The sequence below is a fragment of the Agrobacterium sp. 22-210-1 genome, assembly GCF_053522525.1.
In genome coordinates, this window is the sequence record NZ_JBNWCI010000003.1 from 171,765 (window position 1) to 194,341 (window position 22,577).

At 57.0% G+C, this 22,577-nt stretch carries 24 protein-coding genes; 18 read left to right on the forward strand and 6 right to left on the reverse strand.

Annotated features, from left to right (window positions below; all coding sequences use genetic code 11):
• The first annotated feature begins 1 nt into the window (after position 1).
• Together ACQZ5F_RS19100 and ACQZ5F_RS19105 are read left to right on the forward strand one after the other, a co-directional pair.
• Complete coding sequence (locus ACQZ5F_RS19100) at positions 2 to 760, forward strand: SDR family NAD(P)-dependent oxidoreductase (RefSeq protein ID WP_225337919.1); 759 nt, start codon at positions 2 to 4, stop codon at positions 758 to 760.
• A 14-nt stretch (positions 761 to 774) separates the two neighbouring features.
• Complete coding sequence (locus ACQZ5F_RS19105) at positions 775 to 1,530, forward strand: SDR family NAD(P)-dependent oxidoreductase (RefSeq protein WP_225337918.1); 756 nt, start codon at positions 775 to 777, stop codon at positions 1,528 to 1,530.
• A gap of 263 nt (positions 1,531 to 1,793) precedes the next feature.
• Here ACQZ5F_RS19105 and ACQZ5F_RS19110 read toward each other — a convergent pair whose 3' ends face one another.
• Both ACQZ5F_RS19110 and ACQZ5F_RS19115 read right to left on the reverse strand, forming a co-directional pair.
• Positions 1,794 to 2,177, reverse strand: coding sequence for a type II toxin-antitoxin system VapC family toxin (locus ACQZ5F_RS19110; protein WP_225337917.1), 384 nt, complete (start codon positions 2,175 to 2,177; stop codon positions 1,794 to 1,796).
• Positions 2,174 to 2,374, reverse strand: a complete 201-nt coding sequence (locus ACQZ5F_RS19115) for a type II toxin-antitoxin system VapB family antitoxin (RefSeq protein ID WP_225337916.1) — start codon at positions 2,372 to 2,374, stop codon at positions 2,174 to 2,176. The genes ACQZ5F_RS19110 and ACQZ5F_RS19115 overlap by 4 nt, the downstream gene beginning before the upstream one ends.
• A 263-nt stretch (positions 2,375 to 2,637) precedes the next feature.
• On the opposite strand from ACQZ5F_RS19115, the gene ACQZ5F_RS19120 reads away from it, so the two are divergent.
• From ACQZ5F_RS19120 to ACQZ5F_RS19145, 6 genes are read left to right on the forward strand one after another with little or no spacing between them, the layout of a single operon-like run.
• Positions 2,638 to 3,897 carry an ABC transporter substrate-binding protein gene (locus ACQZ5F_RS19120; RefSeq protein ID WP_448730716.1) on the forward strand — a complete coding sequence of 420 codons (1,260 nt, stop codon included), beginning with the start codon at positions 2,638 to 2,640 and terminating at the stop codon, positions 3,895 to 3,897.
• A gap of 58 nt (positions 3,898 to 3,955) precedes the next feature.
• Positions 3,956 to 4,825 carry a carbohydrate ABC transporter permease gene (locus ACQZ5F_RS19125; protein WP_225337914.1) on the forward strand — a complete coding sequence of 290 codons (870 nt, stop codon included), beginning with the start codon at positions 3,956 to 3,958 and terminating at the stop codon, positions 4,823 to 4,825.
• Positions 4,815 to 5,624 carry a carbohydrate ABC transporter permease gene (locus tag ACQZ5F_RS19130; RefSeq protein ID WP_225337913.1) on the forward strand — a complete coding sequence of 270 codons (810 nt, stop codon included), beginning with the start codon at positions 4,815 to 4,817 and terminating at the stop codon, positions 5,622 to 5,624. The genes ACQZ5F_RS19125 and ACQZ5F_RS19130 overlap by 11 nt, the downstream gene beginning before the upstream one ends.
• 16 nt (positions 5,625 to 5,640) lie before the next feature.
• Positions 5,641 to 6,390, forward strand: coding sequence for a glycerophosphodiester phosphodiesterase family protein (locus tag ACQZ5F_RS19135; protein WP_225337912.1), 750 nt, complete (start codon positions 5,641 to 5,643; stop codon positions 6,388 to 6,390).
• Complete coding sequence (locus ACQZ5F_RS19140) at positions 6,387 to 7,430, forward strand: ABC transporter ATP-binding protein (RefSeq protein WP_225337911.1); 1,044 nt, start codon at positions 6,387 to 6,389, stop codon at positions 7,428 to 7,430. The genes ACQZ5F_RS19135 and ACQZ5F_RS19140 overlap by 4 nt, the downstream gene beginning before the upstream one ends.
• Before the next feature lie 18 nt (positions 7,431 to 7,448).
• A complete protein-coding gene (locus tag ACQZ5F_RS19145; protein ID WP_225337910.1) occupies positions 7,449 to 8,327 on the forward strand; it encodes a MurR/RpiR family transcriptional regulator in 879 nt (292 codons plus the stop codon).
• A gap of 279 nt (positions 8,328 to 8,606) precedes the next feature.
• Here the strand turns inward: ACQZ5F_RS19145 and ACQZ5F_RS19150 are convergent, their stop codons facing one another.
• Positions 8,607 to 9,161, reverse strand: a complete 555-nt coding sequence (locus ACQZ5F_RS19150; RefSeq protein WP_225337909.1) for an ankyrin repeat domain-containing protein — start codon at positions 9,159 to 9,161, stop codon at positions 8,607 to 8,609.
• 463 nt (positions 9,162 to 9,624) lie between these two features.
• Positions 9,625 to 10,539: a hypothetical protein gene (locus tag ACQZ5F_RS19155; protein WP_448730717.1), complete on the reverse strand. Its 915-nt coding sequence runs from the start codon at positions 10,537 to 10,539 to the stop codon at positions 9,625 to 9,627.
• A gap of 158 nt (positions 10,540 to 10,697) precedes the next feature.
• Between ACQZ5F_RS19155 and tssI the strand changes: the two genes are divergently transcribed.
• The 10 genes from tssI to ACQZ5F_RS19205 all read left to right on the forward strand — a co-directional run bounded on the left by tssI (position 10,698) and on the right by ACQZ5F_RS19205 (position 21,705).
• On the forward strand, positions 10,698 to 12,809 hold the full coding sequence (gene tssI / locus ACQZ5F_RS19160; protein ID WP_448730718.1) for a type VI secretion system tip protein TssI/VgrG: 2,112 nt from the start codon (positions 10,698 to 10,700) through the stop codon (positions 12,807 to 12,809).
• 9 nt (positions 12,810 to 12,818) lie between these two features.
• A complete protein-coding gene (locus ACQZ5F_RS19165) occupies positions 12,819 to 13,964 on the forward strand; it encodes a hypothetical protein (protein ID WP_137330455.1) in 1,146 nt (381 codons plus the stop codon).
• A 16-nt stretch (positions 13,965 to 13,980) separates the two neighbouring features.
• Positions 13,981 to 15,144 (forward strand): hypothetical protein, encoded by a 1,164-nt coding sequence (locus ACQZ5F_RS19170; protein WP_448730719.1) that lies wholly within the window; start codon positions 13,981 to 13,983, stop codon positions 15,142 to 15,144.
• A 79-nt stretch (positions 15,145 to 15,223) separates the two neighbouring features.
• Positions 15,224 to 15,472, forward strand: a complete 249-nt coding sequence (locus ACQZ5F_RS19175) for a hypothetical protein (protein ID WP_137002572.1) — start codon at positions 15,224 to 15,226, stop codon at positions 15,470 to 15,472.
• A 5-nt stretch (positions 15,473 to 15,477) separates the two neighbouring features.
• Positions 15,478 to 16,503 carry a DUF2169 family type VI secretion system accessory protein gene (locus tag ACQZ5F_RS19180; protein ID WP_225338460.1) on the forward strand — a complete coding sequence of 342 codons (1,026 nt, stop codon included), beginning with the start codon at positions 15,478 to 15,480 and terminating at the stop codon, positions 16,501 to 16,503.
• Positions 16,500 to 17,567 carry a hypothetical protein gene (locus ACQZ5F_RS19185; protein ID WP_225338459.1) on the forward strand — a complete coding sequence of 356 codons (1,068 nt, stop codon included), beginning with the start codon at positions 16,500 to 16,502 and terminating at the stop codon, positions 17,565 to 17,567. Before ACQZ5F_RS19180 ends, ACQZ5F_RS19185 begins: the two co-directional genes overlap by 4 nt.
• Positions 17,564 to 18,700, forward strand: a complete 1,137-nt coding sequence (locus ACQZ5F_RS19190) for a DUF4150 domain-containing protein (RefSeq protein ID WP_225338458.1) — start codon at positions 17,564 to 17,566, stop codon at positions 18,698 to 18,700. The genes ACQZ5F_RS19185 and ACQZ5F_RS19190 overlap by 4 nt, the downstream gene beginning before the upstream one ends.
• A gap of 9 nt (positions 18,701 to 18,709) precedes the next feature.
• Positions 18,710 to 19,699, forward strand: a complete 990-nt coding sequence (locus ACQZ5F_RS19195) for a type VI immunity family protein (RefSeq protein WP_225244481.1) — start codon at positions 18,710 to 18,712, stop codon at positions 19,697 to 19,699.
• 14 nt (positions 19,700 to 19,713) lie between these two features.
• The gene (locus ACQZ5F_RS19200) at positions 19,714 to 20,706 is read left to right on the forward strand and encodes a type VI immunity family protein (protein WP_448730720.1); all 993 of its coding nucleotides are present in this window, start codon (positions 19,714 to 19,716) and stop codon (positions 20,704 to 20,706) included.
• A gap of 9 nt (positions 20,707 to 20,715) precedes the next feature.
• Positions 20,716 to 21,705 (forward strand): type VI immunity family protein, encoded by a 990-nt coding sequence (locus ACQZ5F_RS19205; protein ID WP_225338456.1) that lies wholly within the window; start codon positions 20,716 to 20,718, stop codon positions 21,703 to 21,705.
• Positions 21,706 to 21,725: 20 nt separating this feature from the next.
• Here the strand turns inward: ACQZ5F_RS19205 and ACQZ5F_RS19210 are convergent, their stop codons facing one another.
• Together ACQZ5F_RS19210 and ACQZ5F_RS19215 are read right to left on the reverse strand one after the other, a co-directional pair.
• Entirely contained in the window at positions 21,726 to 21,875 is a 150-nt protein-coding gene (locus ACQZ5F_RS19210; RefSeq protein WP_225338455.1) for a hypothetical protein, read from the reverse strand.
• 8 nt (positions 21,876 to 21,883) lie between these two features.
• Positions 21,884 to 22,576: a DUF899 domain-containing protein gene (locus tag ACQZ5F_RS19215; RefSeq protein ID WP_225338454.1), complete on the reverse strand. Its 693-nt coding sequence runs from the start codon at positions 22,574 to 22,576 to the stop codon at positions 21,884 to 21,886.
• Position 22,577 lies beyond the last annotated feature (1 nt).

Sequence of the window (22,577 nt, forward strand, 5' to 3'; positions counted from 1 at the left end):
GATGACCAAGGCACTCGAAGGGCAGAACGTACTCGTGACCGGCGCCTCGGGCGGCATCGGCGCGGCTGTCGTCAAGCAACTAGCTGCTGAAGGCGCCCGGCCGATCATCCACTACGGGCGAGACATCACGAGTGCCGAGCGATTGCTTTCCGACATCGGCGAAGTTGGCTGGATCGTGCAGGGTGACCTTTCATCTGACGAAGGCCCCTTCGAACTGTGGGAGAGATCCCTGGCGGTGGCGGGAAGGATCCATGCGCTCGTGAACAATGCAGGGATCCGTACCGAAATCTCCATTGAGGCTTCCGCTTCGGACTGGAAGGCCGCCTGGCAGCACGAGTTCCAGATCAACTTTTTCGCCGCCGCGGATCTCTCCAAGGAAGCTATCCGGCACTTCAAGGCGAACGGCGGTGGGCGCATCGTCAACATGGCGAGCCGGGCAGGCCAGCGCGGCTATGCGGCAGACGCGATGCCGTATGGATCGACGAAAGCTGCCCTCGTCAATCTGACAAAGTCGATCGCCCGCAGCTTCGGCCCCGATGGTGTGACTGCGATCGCGATCGCGCCTGGATGGGTACGCACCGACATGGCGGAAGAGTTTATCGCGGCGCATGGAAAAGCGGCGGCGGTATCGGACATTCCAATCGGCGAGATGGCCGAACCGGGCGAAGTCGCCGAACTCGTTGCATTCATTCTACGGCCGGGACAGGCGTCGCTTAACGGCGCGACACTCGACGTCAACGGCGGAAGCTACATCAGATAACTTGGGGAGATTCCATGAAACGGTTTGAGAACAAGGTTGCGATCGTGACGGGTGCGGGCGGCGGCATCGGCTCTGCGATCGCGCGTCGCCTGGCGTTGGAAGGCTCGTTGGTCGTGGTCACCGACGTAAACGAAGAGGCGGCTAGGGAAGTTGTGAAGGGCATCGAGGCGGAAGGCGGCGCGGCACTCGTGATCGCTGCCGACATCTCGAAGAAGGATTCGTGCTTCGATCTAGTCCAGAAGACATTCGCTGTCAAAGAGCGGATTGACATCCTTGTCAACAATGCAGGCATCAATCGGCGCGGAAACTTGTTGTCCCTTTCTGACGAGGACTGGGACATCAGCTTTACTGTCAACCTCGACTCGATGTTCCATCTCTGCCGGGCTGCGCTACCGCATATGATCGCCGGCGGTGGCGGGGCGATCGTCAACACCGCTTCTCAGTGGGGACTTTATCCGGCCCCGAACCACATCGCCTATAACACGACCAAAGCCGCCGTCGCCGCGTTCACGCAGAACCTTGCGCGCGACTACGCACCGGACAAAATCCGCGTAAACGCCGTCTGCCCAGGTGAAATCCATACGCCGATGCTCGAAGCCGGCGTCAAACGCTCGGGGCGGACGATGGCCGATCTCGACAAGATGGTTCCGTTCGGCCGGATCGGCAAGCCTGAAGAGGTTGCTGCGCTTGTCGCCTTCCTTGCCTCCGATGAGGCGGCGTTCATGTGCGGTTCGCTTGTCGAAATCACCGGCGCACAGGCCGTGGCCTGAACTGCCTTGGTGGCGACAAGGCAGCTTACGGCCACGACTGCTACGATCAAGCCGCTGGAAATGGCTGGGCGAGAGCTGTTGTTGGTTTCGGGACTGAAATCCGACAACAGCCGTCTGAGGTTCCATAGTAGTGGTTATGGCGCAGCCGATGAACTCGCAACGAATTCTGCTGTTTCCAGTGGCTTAGTACGCGATGGGCAAGGGTCGGAGGTTCAGATCCCTTCAATAGGATCTAGAACTGCTTAGCAATCTTGCGTTCCGTTCTAGTGAGAGGCTTCTGCGTGTGGATGAAGCGTGGCGCCAACCTTTTGTGCTGCCGCCGCCAGGCGTTTGTCTCTTGTCCACAAGCTTGATCGGCGGTCGAGCAGTGTTGAAGTCAACAAGTGCGCGTCCGTGTAACCGATCCCCATGCTGAATATCGAATTCCGATCGATTATTGTCATTACTTCTGCATGGCTTGCGATCAGCGCTTCGCGCTGGGCTGTTAGAAAAGCTATAACTGCATCCCGTTCTCGAAGGTTACCGAGCGCCAATTCCCCAACAATGAACGGGTGGCACAGCAGCCGGTCATCGTTAATGATTTTGCATAGTTCCGCGTCACCGTATCGGAAATGATCTATCCAGATTGATGTGTCTACTAAAATCACTTGGCTATATCGCTCCGTCGGCGAGGAGAAGCCTCAGCCTCGGGCATAGAGCCGCCAAGCGCGATTAATCGTTTGCCAGATTCCACGCGCACAAGTGTCTCCAGGGCTTGCCGAACAAGAGCCGCTGTTTCCTTCGTGCCAGTGAGGGACTTGGCCCGTGCCATGAGATTGTCGTCGAGATTTATGGTAGATCGCATGTCGAGCTCCCGCTGATTAGCCGCTCATATAGCACCATTTGGTGTCAAAATCTATGGCTTGTCGAATACGGCTGAGACTTCTGTCCTGCGGGCTGCCGGTTCTATTCCTTTCAAGGCGAAGCACCGACACTCGGCTCATCGCCGGTGCAAGACACGAGCGCTGGCGGAACTTCGTCATCAAAACGTCGTAAGACCTTCAAGAAAGTGTCTCATGCAATTGCTAAGCAGCCGTCATTGCAATTATTTTTGCACAGGAGATACGGATGTTACAGAAATTGCAAATCGCCCTCACGGCGAGCGTCCTTTCACTCGCCGCGGGGGTCTCTTCGGCTGATGCTGCCACAACGGTGAAGTTCTGGCACAGCTTCAACAAATCGAACGGCGAGGCGCTCGACAAGATCATCGCGGGTTTTGAAGCCGCCAACCCCGATATCGATAGCGAAGCCGAGTATGTCGGCAGCTACAACGACATCATCGCCAAGCTGCAGGCCGCCATTCCCGCACGCCGTGCACCAGATGCAGTCATCCTTGAAGTCACGCGCTATGGGTTGTTTGCTAACAACAATCTGCTGACCGATCTTACCCCATATTTCGATGCCGACCCATTAAAGGACGATCTCTACGATTACGCCCGCGAAGTGGGGGTGATCAACGGCAAGAATTATGTTGTGCCGTTCAACTCCTCGACCCCAGTTCTGTATTTTAACAAGGACATCTTCGCCCGCGCTGGTCTCCCGGCTGATACTCCCCTGAAGACGTTCGAGGATATCTCCGCAGCAGCCAAGACGATCAACGAGAAGCTTGGCTCCCAGGGTATCTCCGGTATCGCAGCGCCGGGGCAGTTCGCGCGCTGGGGTCTGGTCATGGCCAATGATAGCGAGATGGTCGATCCGAAGAGTGGTGAAATCCTTCTGGATAAGCCGAACACAATCGAAGCCTATCAGTGGATGGCGTCGCTTGTGAAAGACAGCAAGGTCGCATCGCCGGACGGCGTGACCGAGGAAGACAATGGTCGCGACGCCTTTCTCGCCAAGAAGGTCGGGATCATGATGAACTCGACGGGCAATTACGTCGGTTCGAAAAAGGCGCTGGGAGATGACCTGGTTGTTCGGCCGATGCCATGCAACAAGACATGCTCCGTGCCGATTGGTGGTGCTGGAATTGGCATCATGTCCACTTCGGAGAAGGATGTGCAGGATGCTGCTTACAAGTTTATCAGTTATGCAGCATCGCCTGAAGCAAACGCAACCTGGTTTGCCGGAACAGGTTACTTGCCCATCAACAAGAAGAGTGCGGACCTTCCGATCGCCAAGGAAGCCCTGGCCACGCAGCCTGGCATCAATGTAGCGATCGAATCCCTGCCCGTCGCGCACGGTCGTGCTCGGACGACCGTGGTCACCTGGATGCGCACCACCGAATACAAGATGTGGGAAGCCATGGCGCTCGGTCAGCGTGATGTGGACGCGACAATGAAGGACTTTGCTGCACAGACGCGTGCCGAAGAAAAGCGCCTCAGCAACTGATCCTCTCGTGAAAAGGGTACCGACGGACGCCTCAAGTGTCTGTCGGTGCGGTCATTACATGTTTCGCAAGCTCACACCTTATCTCTTCGTGGCGCCGCTGATGATCTTCATCGCGCTGTTCACCTACATTCCCATTCTCGCAAGCCTAAATCTGAGTTTCCGCGAATGGAATTTTCTCTCTCCGAACATGCCCTTTGTCGGGCTTCGCAATTACGAGCAGTTGCTAGCCTCCCGAGATTTGTGGAACTCCCTCTGGGTGACGACCCTGTTTGCAGTACTATCCGTGCCGTTGCGGCTCGGCCTCGCACTGGTAATCGCCGCCTATCTCGTGCGCGATTCCGTGCATGTCCGTCTGCTGCGCGGCGCTCTGTTCCTTCCCTCGGTGACATCCACTGTTTCCATCGCCGTAGTGTTCTCATGGGTTTTCTCCACGGATTACGGCATGGTCAACGCATTGCTCGGCACCTTTAGTCTGGGCAAGGTTCAGTGGCTGCAGAACCCTCATCTGGCGCTCTGGGTACTGATCTTCGTCAACACATGGAAGCAGATCGGCTACGACATCGTCATCTACATCGCGGGCCTGCAGGCAATTCCACGCGAGCTGTATGACGCAGCAGCCGTCGATGGCGGCAAGCGTCTGCATGTATTCCGTCGAATCACCATGCCTTTGGTCATGCCGACCACGTATTTTTTGCTGGTGATATCGGTCATTGAGGCCTTCCAGGTGTTCACGATCGTCAACGTGATGACGAAAGGCGGTCCGGCAGGCGCAACCGACATGCTCGTCAACCTCCTCTATGAGATCGGGTTCGTGCTTTTCGATATTGGTCGTGGGTCGGCGCTGGCGGTGTTGCTGTTCATCCTGCTGGTCGGGCTCGCGATACTGAAATCTCGCATCATCGGCCGGAAGGTGCACTATGAAGCCTGAGAACCCACTTCTTGCTGGGCTGGCGCTAGTCGCCGGCCTGCTGTTTCTGTCTCCCGTGCTCTATTCCATCTGGATGTCGTTCCAGACGGTGGATGCCTACTACGCAGGCGAGCTCGGGTTCACTTTAGATAACTATGCGCGCGCGGTAGGGCAGTACAACTTCGCCCGTTACCTGCTGAACAGTCTGATCGTCTCGGGGATGGTGACGCTGCTCGGTATTACCTTCGCGACCATGGCGGCCTACGCCTTCGCACGGTATTCGTTCAAGGGCGGTGATTTTCTGTTTGCAGCAACCGTCGCAACGCTGATGATCCCGAGCCATATCAGCCTCATTCCGAATTATCTGACGCTGGCGAAGGTTGGGCTGCTGGACAGCTATGCCGGTCTGATCTTGCCAGCAATATCGAACGGCTTCGCCGCCTTCTTCCTGCGCCAGTACATCCGTGGCATCCCGAAGGCGCTGGACGAGGCAGCATACATGGATGGCGCAACGTCACTGCAGGTGCTTTGGCGCATCATCGTGCCTCTGTCCCGCCCGGCCATTGCATCCATGGCTCTCTACATCTTCATGACGGAATGGAATAATTACATCTGGCCGCTCGTCGCCGTAGGCAAGCAAGATATGTACACGCTGCAGATCGGCCTTGCCCGCCTTTACCGCATCAACCCCGGTGAAGGCCTGATTGACTGGCCGCTCGTCATGGCCGCATCCACGATCACCATTCTTCCCGTTCTCCTAGGCTTCCTTCTGGTGGAGCGCCATCTCGTGCGCGGCATCACCATGGGCGCGGTCAAATAATCCAGGACATTCAGATATGACACGCATTGCATCCCACCGCGGCGGTACGCTGGAATTCGGCGACAGCACGCCTCATGGTTTTACCGCCACTGCCGCCATGGCGCTGGAAGAAGTCGAATTCGATCTTCACCCCACGGCTGACGGTGCCATCGTTGTCCATCATGATCCGACGCTCGATGCCACCACGGATATGACCGGCGCAATTGTGGATATGACACTTGCCAAGGTGAAAGCGGCGACCATCCGCTATGGCGCTGGCAGTCACCCGATGACGCTCGAGGAATTGTGCGCGCTTTATGTGGACAGCCACGTCAATTTCCGCTGCGAGATAAAACCCGGTGTCGATGGTCTTCCGTATGAAGGTTTTGTTGCTCCTGTCATCGCGGAGCTGGAGCGCCATTCCATGCTGGAGCGGACAACGTTTTCGTCGTTTCTTCTAGCATCCATGGATGAACTCTGGACGGCGACGACACGCCCCCGGCTCTGGCTGGTCAGCCCGTCGGTCCTGCGGCAACTGGGAGCAGGAGCCGTCATTGAGACAGCGATTGCCCACAGCATTCATGAGATCGGTGTTCACATCGATACAGCCGATGCGGGCTTGATGGCGCAAGTACAGGCCGCCGGCCTCGATTTCGGCTGCTGGGCTGCTCACACCCGCTCGCAGATAACCAAAGCGCTGGATCTCGGCGTGAAGGTCTTCACGACCGACCGACCGACGCTCGCGATCACTCTCCGTACAGAACATCGAATGGAGGCCTCCGTATGAGTGAGATTTCTCTGCGCAACATTCGCAAGGCCTATGTCAACGGTCCTCAGGTGCTCCACGGCGTGTCATTTGATATTCAGCCGGGTGAGTTCGTGGTGATCGTCGGCCCGTCCGGTTGCGGCAAGTCGACACTTTTGCGCTTGATCGCTGGCCTTGATCGCTGCGAGGACGGCACCATCGAGATTGGTGGACGCCTTGCAAATGATCTCGCGCCGCAGGATCGCGACATCGCGATGATCTTTCAGAGTTATGCGCTCTATCCACATATGACCGTTCGCGAGAACATCGCATTTGGTCTGGAATTGCGCGGCATGAAAAAGTCGGAGCGCAACGAGCGCGCTCAATGTGTCGCGAAAACACTGCAACTCGAAGCCTATCTCGATCGTAAGCCAGCAGCTTTGTCCGGTGGTCAGCGCCAGCGTGTTGCAATGGGTCGGGCGATGGCCCGCAATGCCTCAATCTTTCTGATGGACGAGCCGCTTTCGAATCTCGACAACGCTCTCCGCATAACCATGCGCACCGAGATCAAGGAACTTCACCGGCAGCTTGGCGCTACCATGGTCTATGTCACCCATGATCAAACTGAAGCTCTGTCTCTGGCCGATCGTATCGCGGTCATGAAGGATGGCCATCTTCTGCAGTTTGATCGGCCCGATGTGATCTACGATCGTCCGGCCAATCGTTTCGTGGCAAGCTTTCTCGGCAGCCCGCCGATGAATTTCGTGCCGGCCGATATGCTTCCGGGCTGGGTCGGGCCGCAAGGTCTGACAGCGGGCCTGCGCCCTGAAATTCTCTCCGTGCATGCCGAAAAACCACATGGGACAGCGCTCATGGCGCGTCTGCTTCTGTCCGAAATGACGGGTGCCGATATGCTTCTTCATTGTGAAAGCCTGGCTGGGCGTCTGACGGTCTCGGCTCCGCGTCAGGATATGCCGAAGGATACGGGACAATTCTGGATTGCTTTCCATCTTGACCGCGCGCTGTTTTTCGATAGCCAGAGTGGCGAACGTGTTGATCTTTCGCCTGCAAACCAAGCGTGAAAGGAATTTAGAAAGCACATGGACAAGCAGGATGCACCGCTGGCTTTAAGCGATCTGATAAGCCGTCATTCGACGCGGCTGACTGATGCCGATACGCGCCTCCTGGATGTTTTGATACAGGATCCAATCCGCGCGGCGATGGAAAACGGCAAGGATGTTTCTTCGCGGGCAGGTGTGCATCCGGCCTCTGCGGTGAGGCTCGCGCGCCGCCTCGGCTTCAAGGGTTATCCGGAGTTTCGGGGGTTTCTGCAATCCAGTCTGACGGAAGGTGGCGGAGATTTTGAAAATCCTGCAGCGCGCATGGCTGCCCGGCTGATGCGGGCCGAAGACAACGGCTTGCTGGCGTCGATCCTGGACAGCGAGATCGCTGCTCTTCAACAGGCCCGCAACAGTGTTTCCGATGCCGATATTCGCGCGTTTTCGACCAGCCTACGCGACAGCCGTCGAATTTTCGTCTTCGGACGCGGGCATTTTGCGGCGCTGTCATCCCTTATCGCGCTTCGTCTCAGCCGCTCCGGCTACGAAGCGATCGATCTTGCCAGCCAGATGCACCAGCTTGCAGAAGTGCTGGCAACGCTGACCGCCGAAGATGTCGTTTGGTTTCTCGCCTTCCGCAGGGCGCCGCCGCTTCTCCAGGAAGTACGCGAGATTGCAGAACGGCGGGGAGCAAAAACACTGGCTGTGACGGATGTCGGGGGCACACGGATCGATCCGGTACCCCACCATCAAATTCTGGTCTCACGAGGTGATCCAGGTGAATCGCAGTCGCTTGTGGTGCCTATGACGATTGCCAATGCGATTATCCTCGACCTGGCATCCATCGATAACGGGCGCTCGTTGCAATCGCTGAGCGAGTTCAAATCGTTCAGGGCATCGTCACGTCTGACTGTTGGCTAAAAGTGCAACGTTGACATTGCTGATCACCTACCCCGAAAATGCTTCACGATTAAAATACCGGATATTTCAGCTGTTTGGGGATCTTGAACATCAAGGTCAGGGGTTCGTATCCGCTCAAGAGCGAAACGAGGAAGTCGGCTCGGGCGCAGACAGTCATCAGTATCCGAGCTGAATATCCCATTCTATCTTACGCAGCCAGCCAAACCTGATTGAGGATTTTGGCAGCTAGTGCCGCCTTGTCTTGCGGTAGGAAGGGTGCCGTTCAACATGAACCTGTTGTCACTTCGTCGCACCGTTTGCGGTAAGGACCTCGATAAATGATTCATCACCCGTTTCCCTTGCGAAGGAAAGGGCGGTTTCGCCATCGTGCCCTTCTGCATTCGGATCAGCGCCATGAGCAAGAAGAGCGGCGACGACATCCGGACCATTCTGCTGATTATTTGCCTGCATGATCAACGGGGTCCACCCTCTTTTGTCGCGAGACTCAATGTTTGCGCCTCGTTCCACAAGGAGCGGCACGGCGTCCGGATCGGTGACAATGTGGAGAATGGTGACGCCCTCATCGTTCACAGCATTGATGTTTGCGCCATTTTCAAGCAGGAGATCGAGCACTTCCTTATCCGGATACATGTCGAGGAGGTGTATCGGTTGGAAACCATATTGGTCCCTGGAAACGGCAAGCCCGGGATCGGTCGCGAGCATTGTCCGGACCGTTTCCACTTTGCCCACATGAACGGCGTTGTGGAAAATTCGCATTTCGTCGCCGTCCGCCGCAATGGCTGAACCGACAGCAACTCCCAAAACCGCCAGAAATCGGTAAGCCCAGCGAAACACAGTTACCTCCTTAGATATCCTCGGCATCAATCAACGTATAAAGGATTTGATTGCACGCGGGAATTTGACTTTCAGGGCCGGAATTCGAGCAACCAGCCCTCGGGTGGAGCGCCCGGGACAGTAGTTGTCACCGGTTCAATCAGTCTGCACCGACAATTCAAAACAGCCTCTGGGCCCCGGGAGAGCCTCCGACCAAGCATGGGACATACGGCTTCTTTAATCGTTACGGCAGGCGAAGAGTAGCCTGATTATGCGCACCGGCGTAGAGAGGCTTGGTGCACCAGATAATCTCGACAAGAATGACGAGGTAGAAAATACAACGGCCGGATGGAAACGGGGGGCGGTCGATTATTCCTTTGTTCAGATTGGCTCTTCCGCTGTCATAAATATCAGCTCAAGTCGATGAGGTAATGGGGTGGGCTTTTTTACGCCGTTCCCGCGCGGGGAACGGACGGAAAAGTCGTCATCGGCTGCACTGCTCCTCCGGCACAAAAACAAGCACGTTGAAACCCTCATCAATGTTGAATGTCTGCGGATTGAGCAGTTTGTTCCCATAGGTGGAGCTGAACCAGCACGCGACCCTCTCATCATGAATTGCTGCCAAGGTTTCCCGGACGCTTCTGTTGATCGCCTCGACGATGTCGATCCCTGTCTTGCCGCGCCTATTGAGGTGCATGAGCTTTTTCCGCGCGGGGCTTTCTGCATCGGAAACTGCGATGGATATCCTGTCCTTCGAATAGCTTTTTACCCGAACCCGCAGTCGCTTCGGACGAGACGCATCAAATTGGTCGTTAATCTCTTTGATACGCGCCTCGATGTCAGCATCGGTCAGACGCACCTCAGGCAAAACATCATCCGCCGGCGCAAGCCCGTCGCCAAATTGCGCGCGCGCAACCTCGGCGGCGTGATGCGCATATGCGAGATGGGTGACGGGCAGCGCCTTCAGCCATTTGCGGCGCTGCGTTATCGCCATCGATTTTGCCGCCTCCTCGCCCAGTTTGGCGACGGAGAAGTTTTCTCTTTTCTGTCCCTCATTGGTCATCAGCGTTGCCTGCCAGACATCGCCATCGGCCGTCTCAACGCGCCTGACGCCGGAGATACCACTTCGGTTGTTTCTACGCAGAAGTACGGCCTGTTCGTGATTGGTGGCGGGCGGAATGGCAAGAAGGATGGCGTCGCGGTAGGCGCGTGCCTGACAGTAGGCTTCGTCGCCGGAACCGTAAATACTGTCCTTGAACAGCCTGACGATCCTGTGGCCGCGCCGCCTGATACTGACCCACCATCCGGCACCATGGCGAGTGCCGGCGGCCTCTTCGCGGCGCAGGCCGTAAGTCTCGGCATCGTGCTTTGTCTGTCTCGGATTTCTTTCGAGCGGCACTCCACACCTCAGCCTGTCAGATCTCATCTATGGAATTTTGGCATATGCAGGTTGCAGAATTCATGGTGAGTCCTTGGTTTCGCCACAATGTTTGATTGCATTCTGTCGAGATTTTGACAGCTGATTGATATTTTTCCGATCTTCCATCGAGGTTTGCCATGAATGATCAGTCTTCTTTTTCCGATTTCGTTCAGGCGAGCCGCGTTCTCAAGGTCAAGTCCCCGCTGGGCGAAGACCAGCTTCTGCCGGAACGACTTGCGGTTGATGAGGGCGTATCACGGCTCTTCGAAATCCACCTGACCCTGCGGGCCAAGAAGGAAGCGGTCAAGCCCGAGGAACTGATTGGCCGGCTTGTCGATGTGTCGGTCGAGATCAGCCAGGGCGATGGCGACGGTGGCGGTGTTCGCCGGCCGTTCAATGGTCTGGTGACGGAATTGCACGAAGGTCCGCCGATCACCCGCGGCATGCGCTCCTATGCGCTGACGCTGCGGCCGCAGATGTGGCTTCTGTCGCGCCGCTCGGATTGCCGCATCTGGATGGACAAGACGGCGGTCGAGATCGTCGAGACGCTGTTTTCCGAACACGGCATTCCCGCCCCCGATACATCGGGCATCATCTCGCCGCCGCCGGCGCAGCATTACAGCGTGCAGTTTAACGAGACCGATCTGGACTATCTCACCCGGCGTTTCGAAGAGGACGGGCTGTTCTACTGGTTTGCCCATGAGGACGGTTCCCACAAGCTGCATGTGGCCGACAGCGCCAGCGGCTGGCTCGGGCCGTCGCCGGCCGCCCAGGGCGAGGGGACGGTGCGTCTGGCGCAGGGTTCGTCGGATCGCAACCACATTAGCGACTGGGCGCGGCGTTTTTCCTATGTGTCGGGTCAGCGTGCGGGTGCGGACTGGAATTTCGAGACACCGGGCATGGTGCCTGGCACCATGACGCCCTCACTGGTGCAGATGCCGGATGCGACGAAACGCGAGCTTTATGAATATCCGGCCCGGATCAAGACGGTTGAAGAGGCCGAGCGGGCGCAGAAACTCAGAACCCAATCCATCGAGGCCGACCATGACCGTGTATTCGGGTCTTCGACCACGCGCATCCTGGAAGCCGGCCGCCGCTTTACGCCTTACGAGGTTGCGCATCCCGATCACGCCTATGAAGAACATGTGATCATCAGGGCAAGCCACAGTATTGTGGATCTCTCCTATGAGACAAACAGCAACGAGCCGGAATATCGCAACAGTTTCGAGGCGATCCCGGCGCGCGTGCCGCTGACGCCGCACCGTGCGACGAGGCGGCCGCGCATCGAGGGTACGCAGGTGGCGATCGTCGCCGGTCCTGAAGGCGAGGAAATCCATCCGGATCAATATGGCCGCATCAAGCTGTGGTTCCCGTGGGACCGCAAGGCGAAGAAGGATGGAACCGATACGTGCTGGGTGCGGGTGGCACAGAACTGGGCAGGCTCCACCTGGGGCGGCCAGATCATTCCGCGCATCGGCATGGAGGTGATGGTTGCCTTCGTGGACGGCGATCCCGACCGTCCGCTGGTGACGGGGGTGGTGCCGAATGCGCGACAGACCGTGCCTTATGAGCTGCCGGCAAACAAGACGCGCAGCACATTCCGCACCAACACGCACAAAGGGTCCGGATTTAACGAATTGCGGTTTGAGGACGAGGCGGCCAAGGAGGAGGTATTTCTCCACGCTCAGAAGGATACGAATTTTGAAATTCTGAACGATTACTCCAAGCGTGTGGGACGCGATAAATCGGAACTCGTGGCCAACGACAAATCGACGGAAGTTGGTGGCGATCATGACGAGGTCATAGCGGGCAACATGTCGATTGCAGTCGGCGAAAATGCCTTGTCGAACCTTCTGAGGGACAAGACGAAGCTTGTCTTCGACAAGGTTGGAGCTGCCTTGGGCAAACTCAAGATCCCGGACCCTTTCAATTTCGCAAAAGGGAATTTCCAGCTTTTCGTCGAGAAAAATCACTCGCAGGTCGTTGGTATTGGTTCCTCGGAGGTTGTCGGCGGCGCCAAATCGACGGTTGTTGGGCATACCTATCAAACGACGGTCGGTAAATCTCACAGCGTCATCGTGCGGGGGCGCTCTGACACAGATATCGGGCGTATCATGAACATTCGGGTGGGCGAACAATTGACGATCAAAGTGGGAGAGAACTCGATGCTGACGATGTCGCGCGAGGGGCATATCGTGATTCAAGGGAAGCATATTCATTTCCAAGCCGACCAGATTACACAGAACTGAGTGTAGGCCATGGCTGAGAAACCGTCAGGATTGCCGCCGTCTCGCATGCTGGGTGTGCCGTTTTCCGCATACGACGACGACAATGTCCTGGAGATGTTGAAAACTGACCTGTCGACGTTCAAACGTCACCCGTTTTTTCCGGTGTCTCCGGGGATCACGCCGCCATTTCGCGCGGATGCTCCCCAGCAGTCGTTCAATTCCAAAGGCGGATTATGCGAATATATACCCGCTGTGGACGAGACCGTGCTTTTCGGACGATCGTCTAGCGCAAACAAACTCCTTCCCCAGAAGGAACGTGAAAACGAGAGCAAGGAAAGCGCCTGGAAATTCGGCGAACTGAGCAAGGATTACAAGGACGCCGGCGTCGGCAAGAAATATCAGCGCGGCGTCAGGGAGTATCTCGCTTCGGGCTATACACGCACCAACCCGGACGGAAAGACCGCCCACGACACCGACTGGCGCGGCAAATGGAAGGAGCGCAATTTTCAGGTCGCCGAATATACCTGGTGGAAACACGACAAGAAGGTGGCTGGCGACAGCTTTGGCGACCCGGCAAAGGATTGGGCTTCGGGAGAATACAAGCTCGGTGCACGGGAGGGCGATGGAAAGGCCGGATTTTCTGTCACCAAGGGCGGAATTGATGCCAAATTGAGCGCAAAAGCCAGTGTCGCCGCTGCTCAAGGAAAAGTCGAGGTTCTCAAAGACCAGGTCATCTCCGGAGCCGCAAAAGGCGCGGTGCTGAAAGGAGAGCTGGAGGGCGAGGTTGCTTTTGTCGGTAACCCTGAAGAGGTGACGGGGACGCTGAAACTCGCCGCCAAGGCAAATGTCATCGAGGGCTCGGTCAACGGAGAACTTTGCCTGACGCCAAGCCGTGTCGGCAATCCTGTCATCAAAGCGTGGAACTGGCTGTTCGAAGAGCACAACCAACTCATTGAGGACAAATGGGATATAGGTGTGTGCGTTGGCGGTGAACTGCAGGGAGCCGTTGGCGCTCAGGCTGAGGCATCTGCGGAAGCAGGCGTGAAAAAAGGCAAGGCGCGCGCCGAGGTCGGCGCCAAACTTGGTTTTGGCCTCGGCGGCGGCGCCAAAGTGTCCGGCGGCCTGACGGGTCTTGATAAGGCAGCAGACCTCATCAAGGGATGGCAGGGAAAATGATACGGAGAACCGAACGTTGAAGCCTCTATTTTTGGTGCTGCGCCGACTGTCTTTTTCGGCGATGGTTTTAATGACGACCGCAATTGGATTGGATGTTATGGCCGAAGATTATACGAGTCGTTTGACCCTCGACAGCACAGCGAAGGCGTCGGAGCCATATGGCTTTGAGGAAACCAAGGATCTTAACTTCCACTCGGTCAAGATCGATAAATTTATGTGGTTTAAGGAAAAGCGGGCACTGTCCGAATGGGATAAGTACGAAACCTTCGACAATGTGACCCTGCAGACGATCGGTTATGATCCCGCCAATCGCGATCATTTCGAAATCCAGATCATCACCGCCGAGATCAAACCGGAAAAGGTTGCGCGCGGGGTCGATTACGCCCGGCTCTTTGCGAAAGAATGGGCGCCTTCTGTCTCCGCGATGAAGGAGTATGGTCGTGACGCTGGCGATGTGTTTGCCCTCGGGCCGGATAATGGATTCAACCGCCGTGAGAGGGTCGCGGTTTGGCGTAAGGATAAGTCTCTGCTCGTCGTGCGCGCTGGCTACGCGGAAGAGCAGGCCGCCCGCGTCGAACCCCGGATCTCGCAATTTTTCGGAGCTTTGAAGCTCGACAACGAAACGACTGACAGCATTGACGGCGCGATGCATCTGGAAGAGCTGCCGTCGAGCGGTGGCGCCGCCTACTCCGCACGTCTGCCGGACGGATGGAAAAAACTGACGCAGAACAGCGATCCCAATCCGTCCTATACGGGGGCGATATTCACAAATTCCAATGATCCAGACGGAAACGCGGCTGTATCCCTGTTCGTCTTTCCAACGCCCAAGTCGGATCTGTCGCCAACTGACGACCAACTGCGTCAGCTTGCCGCGAAGGTGGTGGAAATCGAACTGCAAAATCTCATGCCGGACGTCGGCTTTAAGCTGGACCAGGACGTCAGCTTCGTTCCCGGCGAAAAAGTCGGCGATGTGGATAAGGGTTTCATCGACATCGTTACTCTCCAGGGCAGCGAGCAGAAGATACGTGCCAGGACCGTATTGAGCTTCAGGAAGGGCGTTGTCGCCGCAGTGGCTTCGCTCACGGCGTTCCCCGCCACGCCAAAAGATGTTGCAACGATGATCCATACCGACTTCGTCACCCGTACCATCGGAGAGGGTTTGGTGGGTCAACTGAAATGAATATCTGTGGTCGATGGGAGCGCCGCTCATTTTGGGATCGGCCTTCCACCTGGGTGAATTTAGAGGGAGTTCGCACGATATGAATCAGATACCTGATCGTAAAGCGCTTTTAGGGGACGCTCTTCCGTTGCCGGAGGATGCATGGGGGAAGCTTCTGAAGCTCGCGACGATGATCGAGTTCGATGGTTCCGGGACGCTGACGATCCGCAACGGCGAGGCCCGAATCTCATTGGGCTCTGACGGCGTGGTGAGGGTGGAAGGTAAAAAAATTATCCAGACGGCTCGTCAGAATATCGCGCTCGACGCTGCCTATATTGACCTGAACTGACCGGCATGTGGGCTGTCAGCAACAACACGCCTTTCTCTGCGGACGGCTATTTCATTCGCGACCGCGATGGAAAGGAATATTGGTGTGTCGCCGTGCGCGGGCGGTTTCGCGCGCGTCCGGACGGTATGACCGATCTTCTTGAGCCGCAGCCCGTTCGGCTCTCTCCAGCCTATCGCGATGCCGAGGCAAATGAGCTCCTCGCGGATGCTGATTTCGCACCTTTCAGGCCCGCCGCAGATATTCTTGTCAACGGCTCAGCCGTTGCACCTGACGAGAAGCCGATAGACCGTATCGATGTCACGGTTGCTGTAGGTACAATGACAAAGCAGGCTGCCGTCACGGGCGAAGCGCGTATGGTCAAAAAAAAGCACGGCTGGGAGGTCGCTGAAAAAGAGCGGGCCTCGCGCGTCGAACTATCATGGAGGCGTTCGCTCGGCGGAAGCGATCTTTTTGCGGATGATGATGGGGCCGAGTGCGAAGCCAATCCAATTGGCCGGGGCTGGTCACGTCATTTCGAGCGCGCGCCGGAGGGAGCCGAACTGGTTATGCCGCAGATCGCAGCGCCTGCGGATGTCTTCGATCCAGGTCGCCCGCTTTCGCAGCCAGTCGGGTTTGGCGCTATTCAGCCGGCTTGGACAACGCGGCGTATCCATGCTGGCACCTATGACGACGCTTGGATTAAAAACAGGTCGCCGCTTTTGCCTTCCGATTTCTCCGAAAATTTCCACCAGACCGCGCCGGTCGATCAAATCTATTCCGGTGAGTTGCGCGGCGGTGAGCCGGTACGACTGGAAGGGCTTCATCCGGAAGGCGGTTATGCATTTCGCCTGCCGCAATGTATCCTCGAAGCTGATACGCGTATTGCCGGAAAGACGCTGACGCACAGGTTCAGGCTCGTTCAGGTGGAGATCACTGGCGATGAGCGCCTCGTGGATCTGGTATGGAATGCCCATGTGCCATGTGGCGGGCGCGACCAGGATGTCGAGGTCTCTTTTCTCCGACTGAGGCAAATGGCCGGAGTTGTCGCATGAGAACGGCGGTTTCAATCCTGGCGGCCGGCCTGACGTGTCCGGCGGGCAAAGACTTTGAAACGGCAATTGCCGCCTATTCGAGCGGCGAACGATTTACCGAGAAGGACCGCAACCTGGTGATGGCGGACGGGCGACCGCCAACCCTTGCGGCGGTCTTTCCGTTGACGGAAGAGCGGGACTATGTCGAGCGTCTGCGAAAACTACTCGCCTGCGGGCTTGCCGATTGCGTTGCGCAGTTGACGAAGCGCGGACAGGAAAGCGCGGACTATGCGATGCTTCTGCTGCTGCCCTATTGGATGGAGGGCGGACCTGTCGCAGAGGACTTTAATACCAGGCTCCACCAGGCCCCTTTGCCGCAGGTGACGAGCCTCTCCGTTTCCTTCGGCGGACAGGCTGAAAGCCTGCAGCTTGTTGGCAGGGATGGTCCGGAAATCGTGAGGAGAACGGGGAGAATTGTTCTCGTTGCCGTCGTTGACAGTTATATCCACTCAGACATGCTCGACAGTCTGGCCTATCACGGTGAACTGCTGACACGAGACAACCCCTACGGCATGGTTCCCGGCGAAGCTGCGGCCGTGTTGGCACTTGGGCCGGAAAATGATGTGCGGCTTGGTCGAATCGCGCGCCTTTCTACCATGGAAGAGCCTGAAAGCCCGATTGATCCCGAGCGCGGATTGATGGGTCGCGCCCTTGCGAGCTGTTATGGGATGCTCCTCGAAGGAGGCTTTTCTCCTGATCGCTTTATTGTCGATCTCAATGGCGATCGCGTACGCGCTGAGGAATTTGGCTATGCGATCACAACCAATGCCGCGGAAATGGCCGAGCTGGCCGACAGGGCGGAAATACCGTCGCTTCAGCTCGGTGATCTTGGGGCGGCAAGCGGGCTTGTGATGGCCGCTCTTGCACTTGCGCCGGCGCCGGGATCGCGCAGGGAAAATGCCGAACCGGACGGCGAAGCGTTTCGCTACACTCTTCTGTCGGCCAGTTCCCGCGACGGGCTGAGAGCGGCAACAATTGTGGAAAGCGTCCAGCGCGACATAAGAACCGGTAGGGTAGACGCATGAAGGAAACAATCCGCATCAACGGGATTACGCTCTGCCACAAAAACTCCAATGGCTACGTCCGCTCGACCTTGCCGGATGTTTGCCTGACCCCGCCCAAGCCTGTGCCCGTGCCATACACGAATACCGCATTTGCCCGCGATCTTGCCGACGGGACGACCACGGTGTTCTCGCATGGCGGAGTGATGAATGGCGTGCGCGGCTCCCGGTTCGCCAAATCGATCGGCGATGAACCCGGTTCGTCCGGTGGAATCAAATCCGGCACGCATCTGCATCAGGCCACCTTCCTTTCCTGGTCCCCCAACGTCTTCATGCAAGGCCGCGCAGTGACGCGCCTTACCGACAAGATGCTCCTCAACAAGGGCAACACCGTATCGGTCGGAGGTTACAAAACCGATCTGCCCGAAGGTGATCCCGAGCGTTACCTGTGTGAAGTGGGCTGCCGCTGTTATGCGCTGCATCGTCCGAGAAACAGCGTTACCGAGGGTCTTGAATGGGTCGATCAGGTTTTGCCGCGCGACGACGAGGCGAGCCCGGGACGCTATCAGCGCTGTGTAGATGCAACGATCCAGGCGCAATATCCGAACACGGTGCTTGGCAGCAGCATGCCGGTCGGCGATCCCCGCACCAATTACGGCTATGTTTCCGAGCTTGGATTCTGGGACCCGAACAATCCGAACAATACATTCCCGGACAAACCGCCCGGCAATATCATCCTGCAGGGAGAGGAACACGACATTCCAAAGGTTCCCCGTCGGGCGCCCTGGGGCGGCACGAGATGGTTCAATGTCCGCGGCTCCCGCTGGCTGGACGTGGTCAAAGTCGAAAACGGCCAGATGACCCACATGTACGACATGAAGTTTCCGGGGGACAAGTTTCCAAATGAAACCGCGAAGGATGATGCCTATCGCGCTATCGCACGACGGCACAGAGCTCGTTACAAGGAGTTCGTGGTGTTGGATGAGTGTGACAACTGCGAGGAATCTGTGAGGCAGCGTGAACAGGAGCGCCAGTGGGAAGCCGAAGAACGATGGCGGCAGTTAAAAAAGGGGCTTGAGAATGGCCCGCCGATCTGGCTCCCCTTGCCCGGACCCCGAATCCCGGGTGGGCGCCGCCCGCCCGTGCCAAGCTGGTAGGATGATGTCATGAATTTAAACGAACTGGTCGCTGCCATGGCGAACTTCGAAGAGCGTGGCGAATTGGAGAAGCTTGACGAAATCGGCCTGCCGCCGGGCAACGCCATCCAATGGCTGTTCGGGCTGACGGCGGGGTTCTATTTTGCCGATGGTGAGACACGGCGTACACGCCAAGCCATGCTGGATCTGGCGCTACGTTATTACGACCTTACGGAAGGCAACACAAATTTGTTGTCCTTTAACGAGCGTGTACGTCGTATCTCGTCACGGGAAGACGTTGCGCAAAATCTGTCAAAAGACGAGTATTTTGACGAGGGGGAGACAGCGAGCTTCTATATCAGGCACATGCCAAAACAGGCGCTGCGTTCCACCGATCCGGTTCACGACTATTTTACTGTCCTTCTCCCGAGTGCCGGCTACCGCGGCGGCAATGGGCGCTTGATGTATCAGACGCGGTTATCGGAATTATCACGCGACCCAACTGGCGTGGTTCGCCTCTTCGTTGACGCCTGCCGTGATCTCCGGGTTTTTTATGCCGTTTCCGGAATGTCGCTTTTTTTCTATTCCTATGCGGCGGGTGCGACTGAAAAAGCATATCCTCTGTTCCGTCGGTTTCCGGGCCTTCTTTACGAAGATGGCAGTAATTTCACCCTGGAAATATTGCGCCGCATCGATGTGATCCGTGACGTGAACTGGCTGACAGCTGTCAATGATGAGTTGCTTGAGCGCGTCGGTGGTCTTGAGAAGGCGAGAGAGGTGCTCGGAGACGAGATCGTCCTCCATCCCTATGAGGGTGGCGTTGTTTTCCAGGCGGGTGAACGGCCTGTACTGGGCGACCTGAACAAGGGGCGGGTGCCGGCGGCATACCGCGCGGTCAATGATTTCCTCAAGCCCCTGCGCTACGAGAACTGGGACTATCCTTATCTACGGGCTCCCCACGATGTCGATGAGATGGAGTATACGCAATGGTGGACACGCCGATTTGACGATCAACATTAAGGCCGCTTAGCCTCGTGAATTTAAACGAACTCATCACCGCAATGGCCATCCTTGAGGAGCGGGGTGAACTCGAAAAACTGGATGAAATCGGATTGCCGCCCGGCAATGCAATCCAGTGGTTATTCGGGTTGACGGCAGGGTTCTATTTTGCCGATGGAGAAACGCGTCAAATACGCCAGGCCATGCTCGGTTTGGCACTGCGCTATTACGACCTCGCAGAGGGCAATACCAATTTATTGTCGTTTAACGAGCGGACACGCCGTGTTTCAGCAGGAAAACAGATCGAGGAATATCTGTCGCAGGGTGAATATTACGACGGAAGAGAGACAGCGAGTTTCTATATCAGGCACATGCCAAAACAGGCGCTGCGTCCCACCGATCCGGTTCACGACTACTTTACGGCCCTTCTTCCAGGCGCCGGTTATCGCGGTGGCAACGGTCACCTCATGTGCCAGACGGGGCTATCGGCGCTGTCGCGCTACCCGGCAGGTGTGATCCGTTTCTTCGTTGACGCCTGTCGCGATCTGCGGGTTTTCTATGCCGTGTCGGGTTTGTCGCTCTTTTTCTATTCCTATGCGTCTGGCGCAACTGCGAAAGCCTATCCTCTGTTTCGCAGGTTTCCTGGGCTGCTTTACGAAGATGGTGCGCGTTTTGGATTGGCCATACGAGACCGGACGGACACTATCCGTGACGTGAACTGGCTGACTGCCGTCAACGATGAACTGCTCTCGCGAGTCGGCGGTCTCGATAAGGCGCGAGCGGTACTCGGCGAAGAAGTCATCCTTCATCCTTACGAGGGTGGCGTCGTTTTCCAGGCTGGCGAACGGCCTGTGCTCGGTGACCTGAACAAGGGGAGGGTGCCGGCGGCCTATCGCGCAGTCAATGATTTCCTCAAGCCCCTGCGTTACGAGACCTGGGAGCGCGCCTATCTTAGAGCGCCATATGATGTCGATAAGATGGAGTACACAGAATGGTGGACACGCCGGTTTGATGGCGGCGAGCGCTAGGATGGCGTCTTGGATATAAACGGATTCATCGCCACAACGGCGACCCTCGAAGAGCGCGGTGAACTCGACAAGTTGGACGAGATCGGTTTGCCGCCGGGCAATGCCATCCAATGGTTGTTCGGGCTGACGGCCGGGTTCTATTTTGCGGATGGTGAAACACTGCGGACACGCCGAGCGGCGCTTGATCTGGCGTTGCGCTACTACGATGTTACGAAAGGAAATACCAATCTGCTGACGGTTGGTGAGCGTTCGCGCCGTGTGTCTTCGAGAGATGACATCGAGCGGCATCTAGCACAGAGCAATTACGCTGATGAGAAGGAGACAGCAGGCTTTTATATCAGACATATGCCTGCCAAAGCTCTGCGGTCGACCGATCCGGCACACGACTATTTGACGGCACTTCTTCCCGGCATTGGGTATCGTGGCGGCTGTGGGCAGCTGATGTACCAGACGAGGTTGTCGCAACTATCGCTAGATCCAATAGGTGTTGTGCGTTTCTTCGTTGACGCCTGCCGTGACCTTCAGGTTTTTTACGCCGTGTCGGGCATGTCGCTTTTTTTCTATTCCTATGCGACAGGTGCAACCGAGCGGGCCTATCCACTGTTCCGCAGATTTCCCGGTCTCCTCTACGAAGATGGCATCCGTTTTGGACTAAGCATTTCACAGCGCACTGATGTGATCCGTGACGTGAACTGGCTGACAGCTGTCAATGATGAGTTGCTTGAGCGCGTCGGTGGTCTTGAGAAGGCGAGAGAGGTGCTCGGAGACGAGATCGTCCTCCATCCCTATGAGGGTGGCGTCGTTTTCCAGGCGGGTGAACGGCCTGTACTGGGCGACCTGAACAAGGGGCGGGTGCCGGCGGCATACCGCGCGGTCAATGATTTCCTCAAGCCCCTGCGCTACGAGAACTGGGACTATCCCTATCTACGAGCGCCCTACGGCGTCGATGAGATGGAGTATACGCAATGGTGGACACGCCGATTTGACGATCAACGTTAAGGCCGCCCAACCTCGTGAAGTTAAACGAACTCATCACCGCGATGGCGATCCTCGAAGAGCGCGGTGAACTCGACACGTTGGACGAGATCGGCCAAGAGCTTTTCCTTGAGACCGTTTCGGGCATCATATCCTCCCCAGTCACGGCTCGCGGCAATTGCATTGGCAAACATAAGGACTGCTATTCGTACCGATCTTGGCGGCGCACCCAGTCCATTCCTTCGGCTTCGTTGCGTCCCTTCGGGGCGAGATCGAGCAGCTGATAGGTGCCCATCATCGCCTCGACGCCGCGCCCATAGGTGGAGTAGGTGCGGAAGACCTGGCCGGCGTCGTCCTTGTAGAAGGCGCTGATGCCCGGCCATTCCTCGCCGAGTTCCGGCCACTCTCCGAAATTATAGTCGATCTTTCCGGAGGCGACTTCGCCTGGTGTGAAGCTGACACGGAAATCGTGATTGAAGTCATTTCCGAAGGACGACACCCATTTGAACTGCCAGCCCATCCGTTTACGATAGCGCTCGATGTCGGCGAGCGGTGCGCGCGATACGGCGATCATGGTAACGTCGTGATGCGAAAGATGATTGTTCATGCCATCGGTATGATCGGCCATGAAAGAGCAACTCGGGCAACCCTCCTTCCATCCCGGCGCGAACATGAAGTGCTGCACCAGAAGCTGCGATCGGTCATCGAACAGATCGGCAAGCGTTCGGGGGCCATCGAGCGTATCGAACACATATTCCTTCTCGATTCGTACCCATGGCAGCGCCAGCCGCTTTTGGGTGACCTCGTCCCGGTGTCGAGTAAGCTCTTTCTCCGCTTTCAGAAAATCCCGCCGGGCGGCGAGCCAGTCTTTGGCTGAAACGATTTTGTGGTTCATT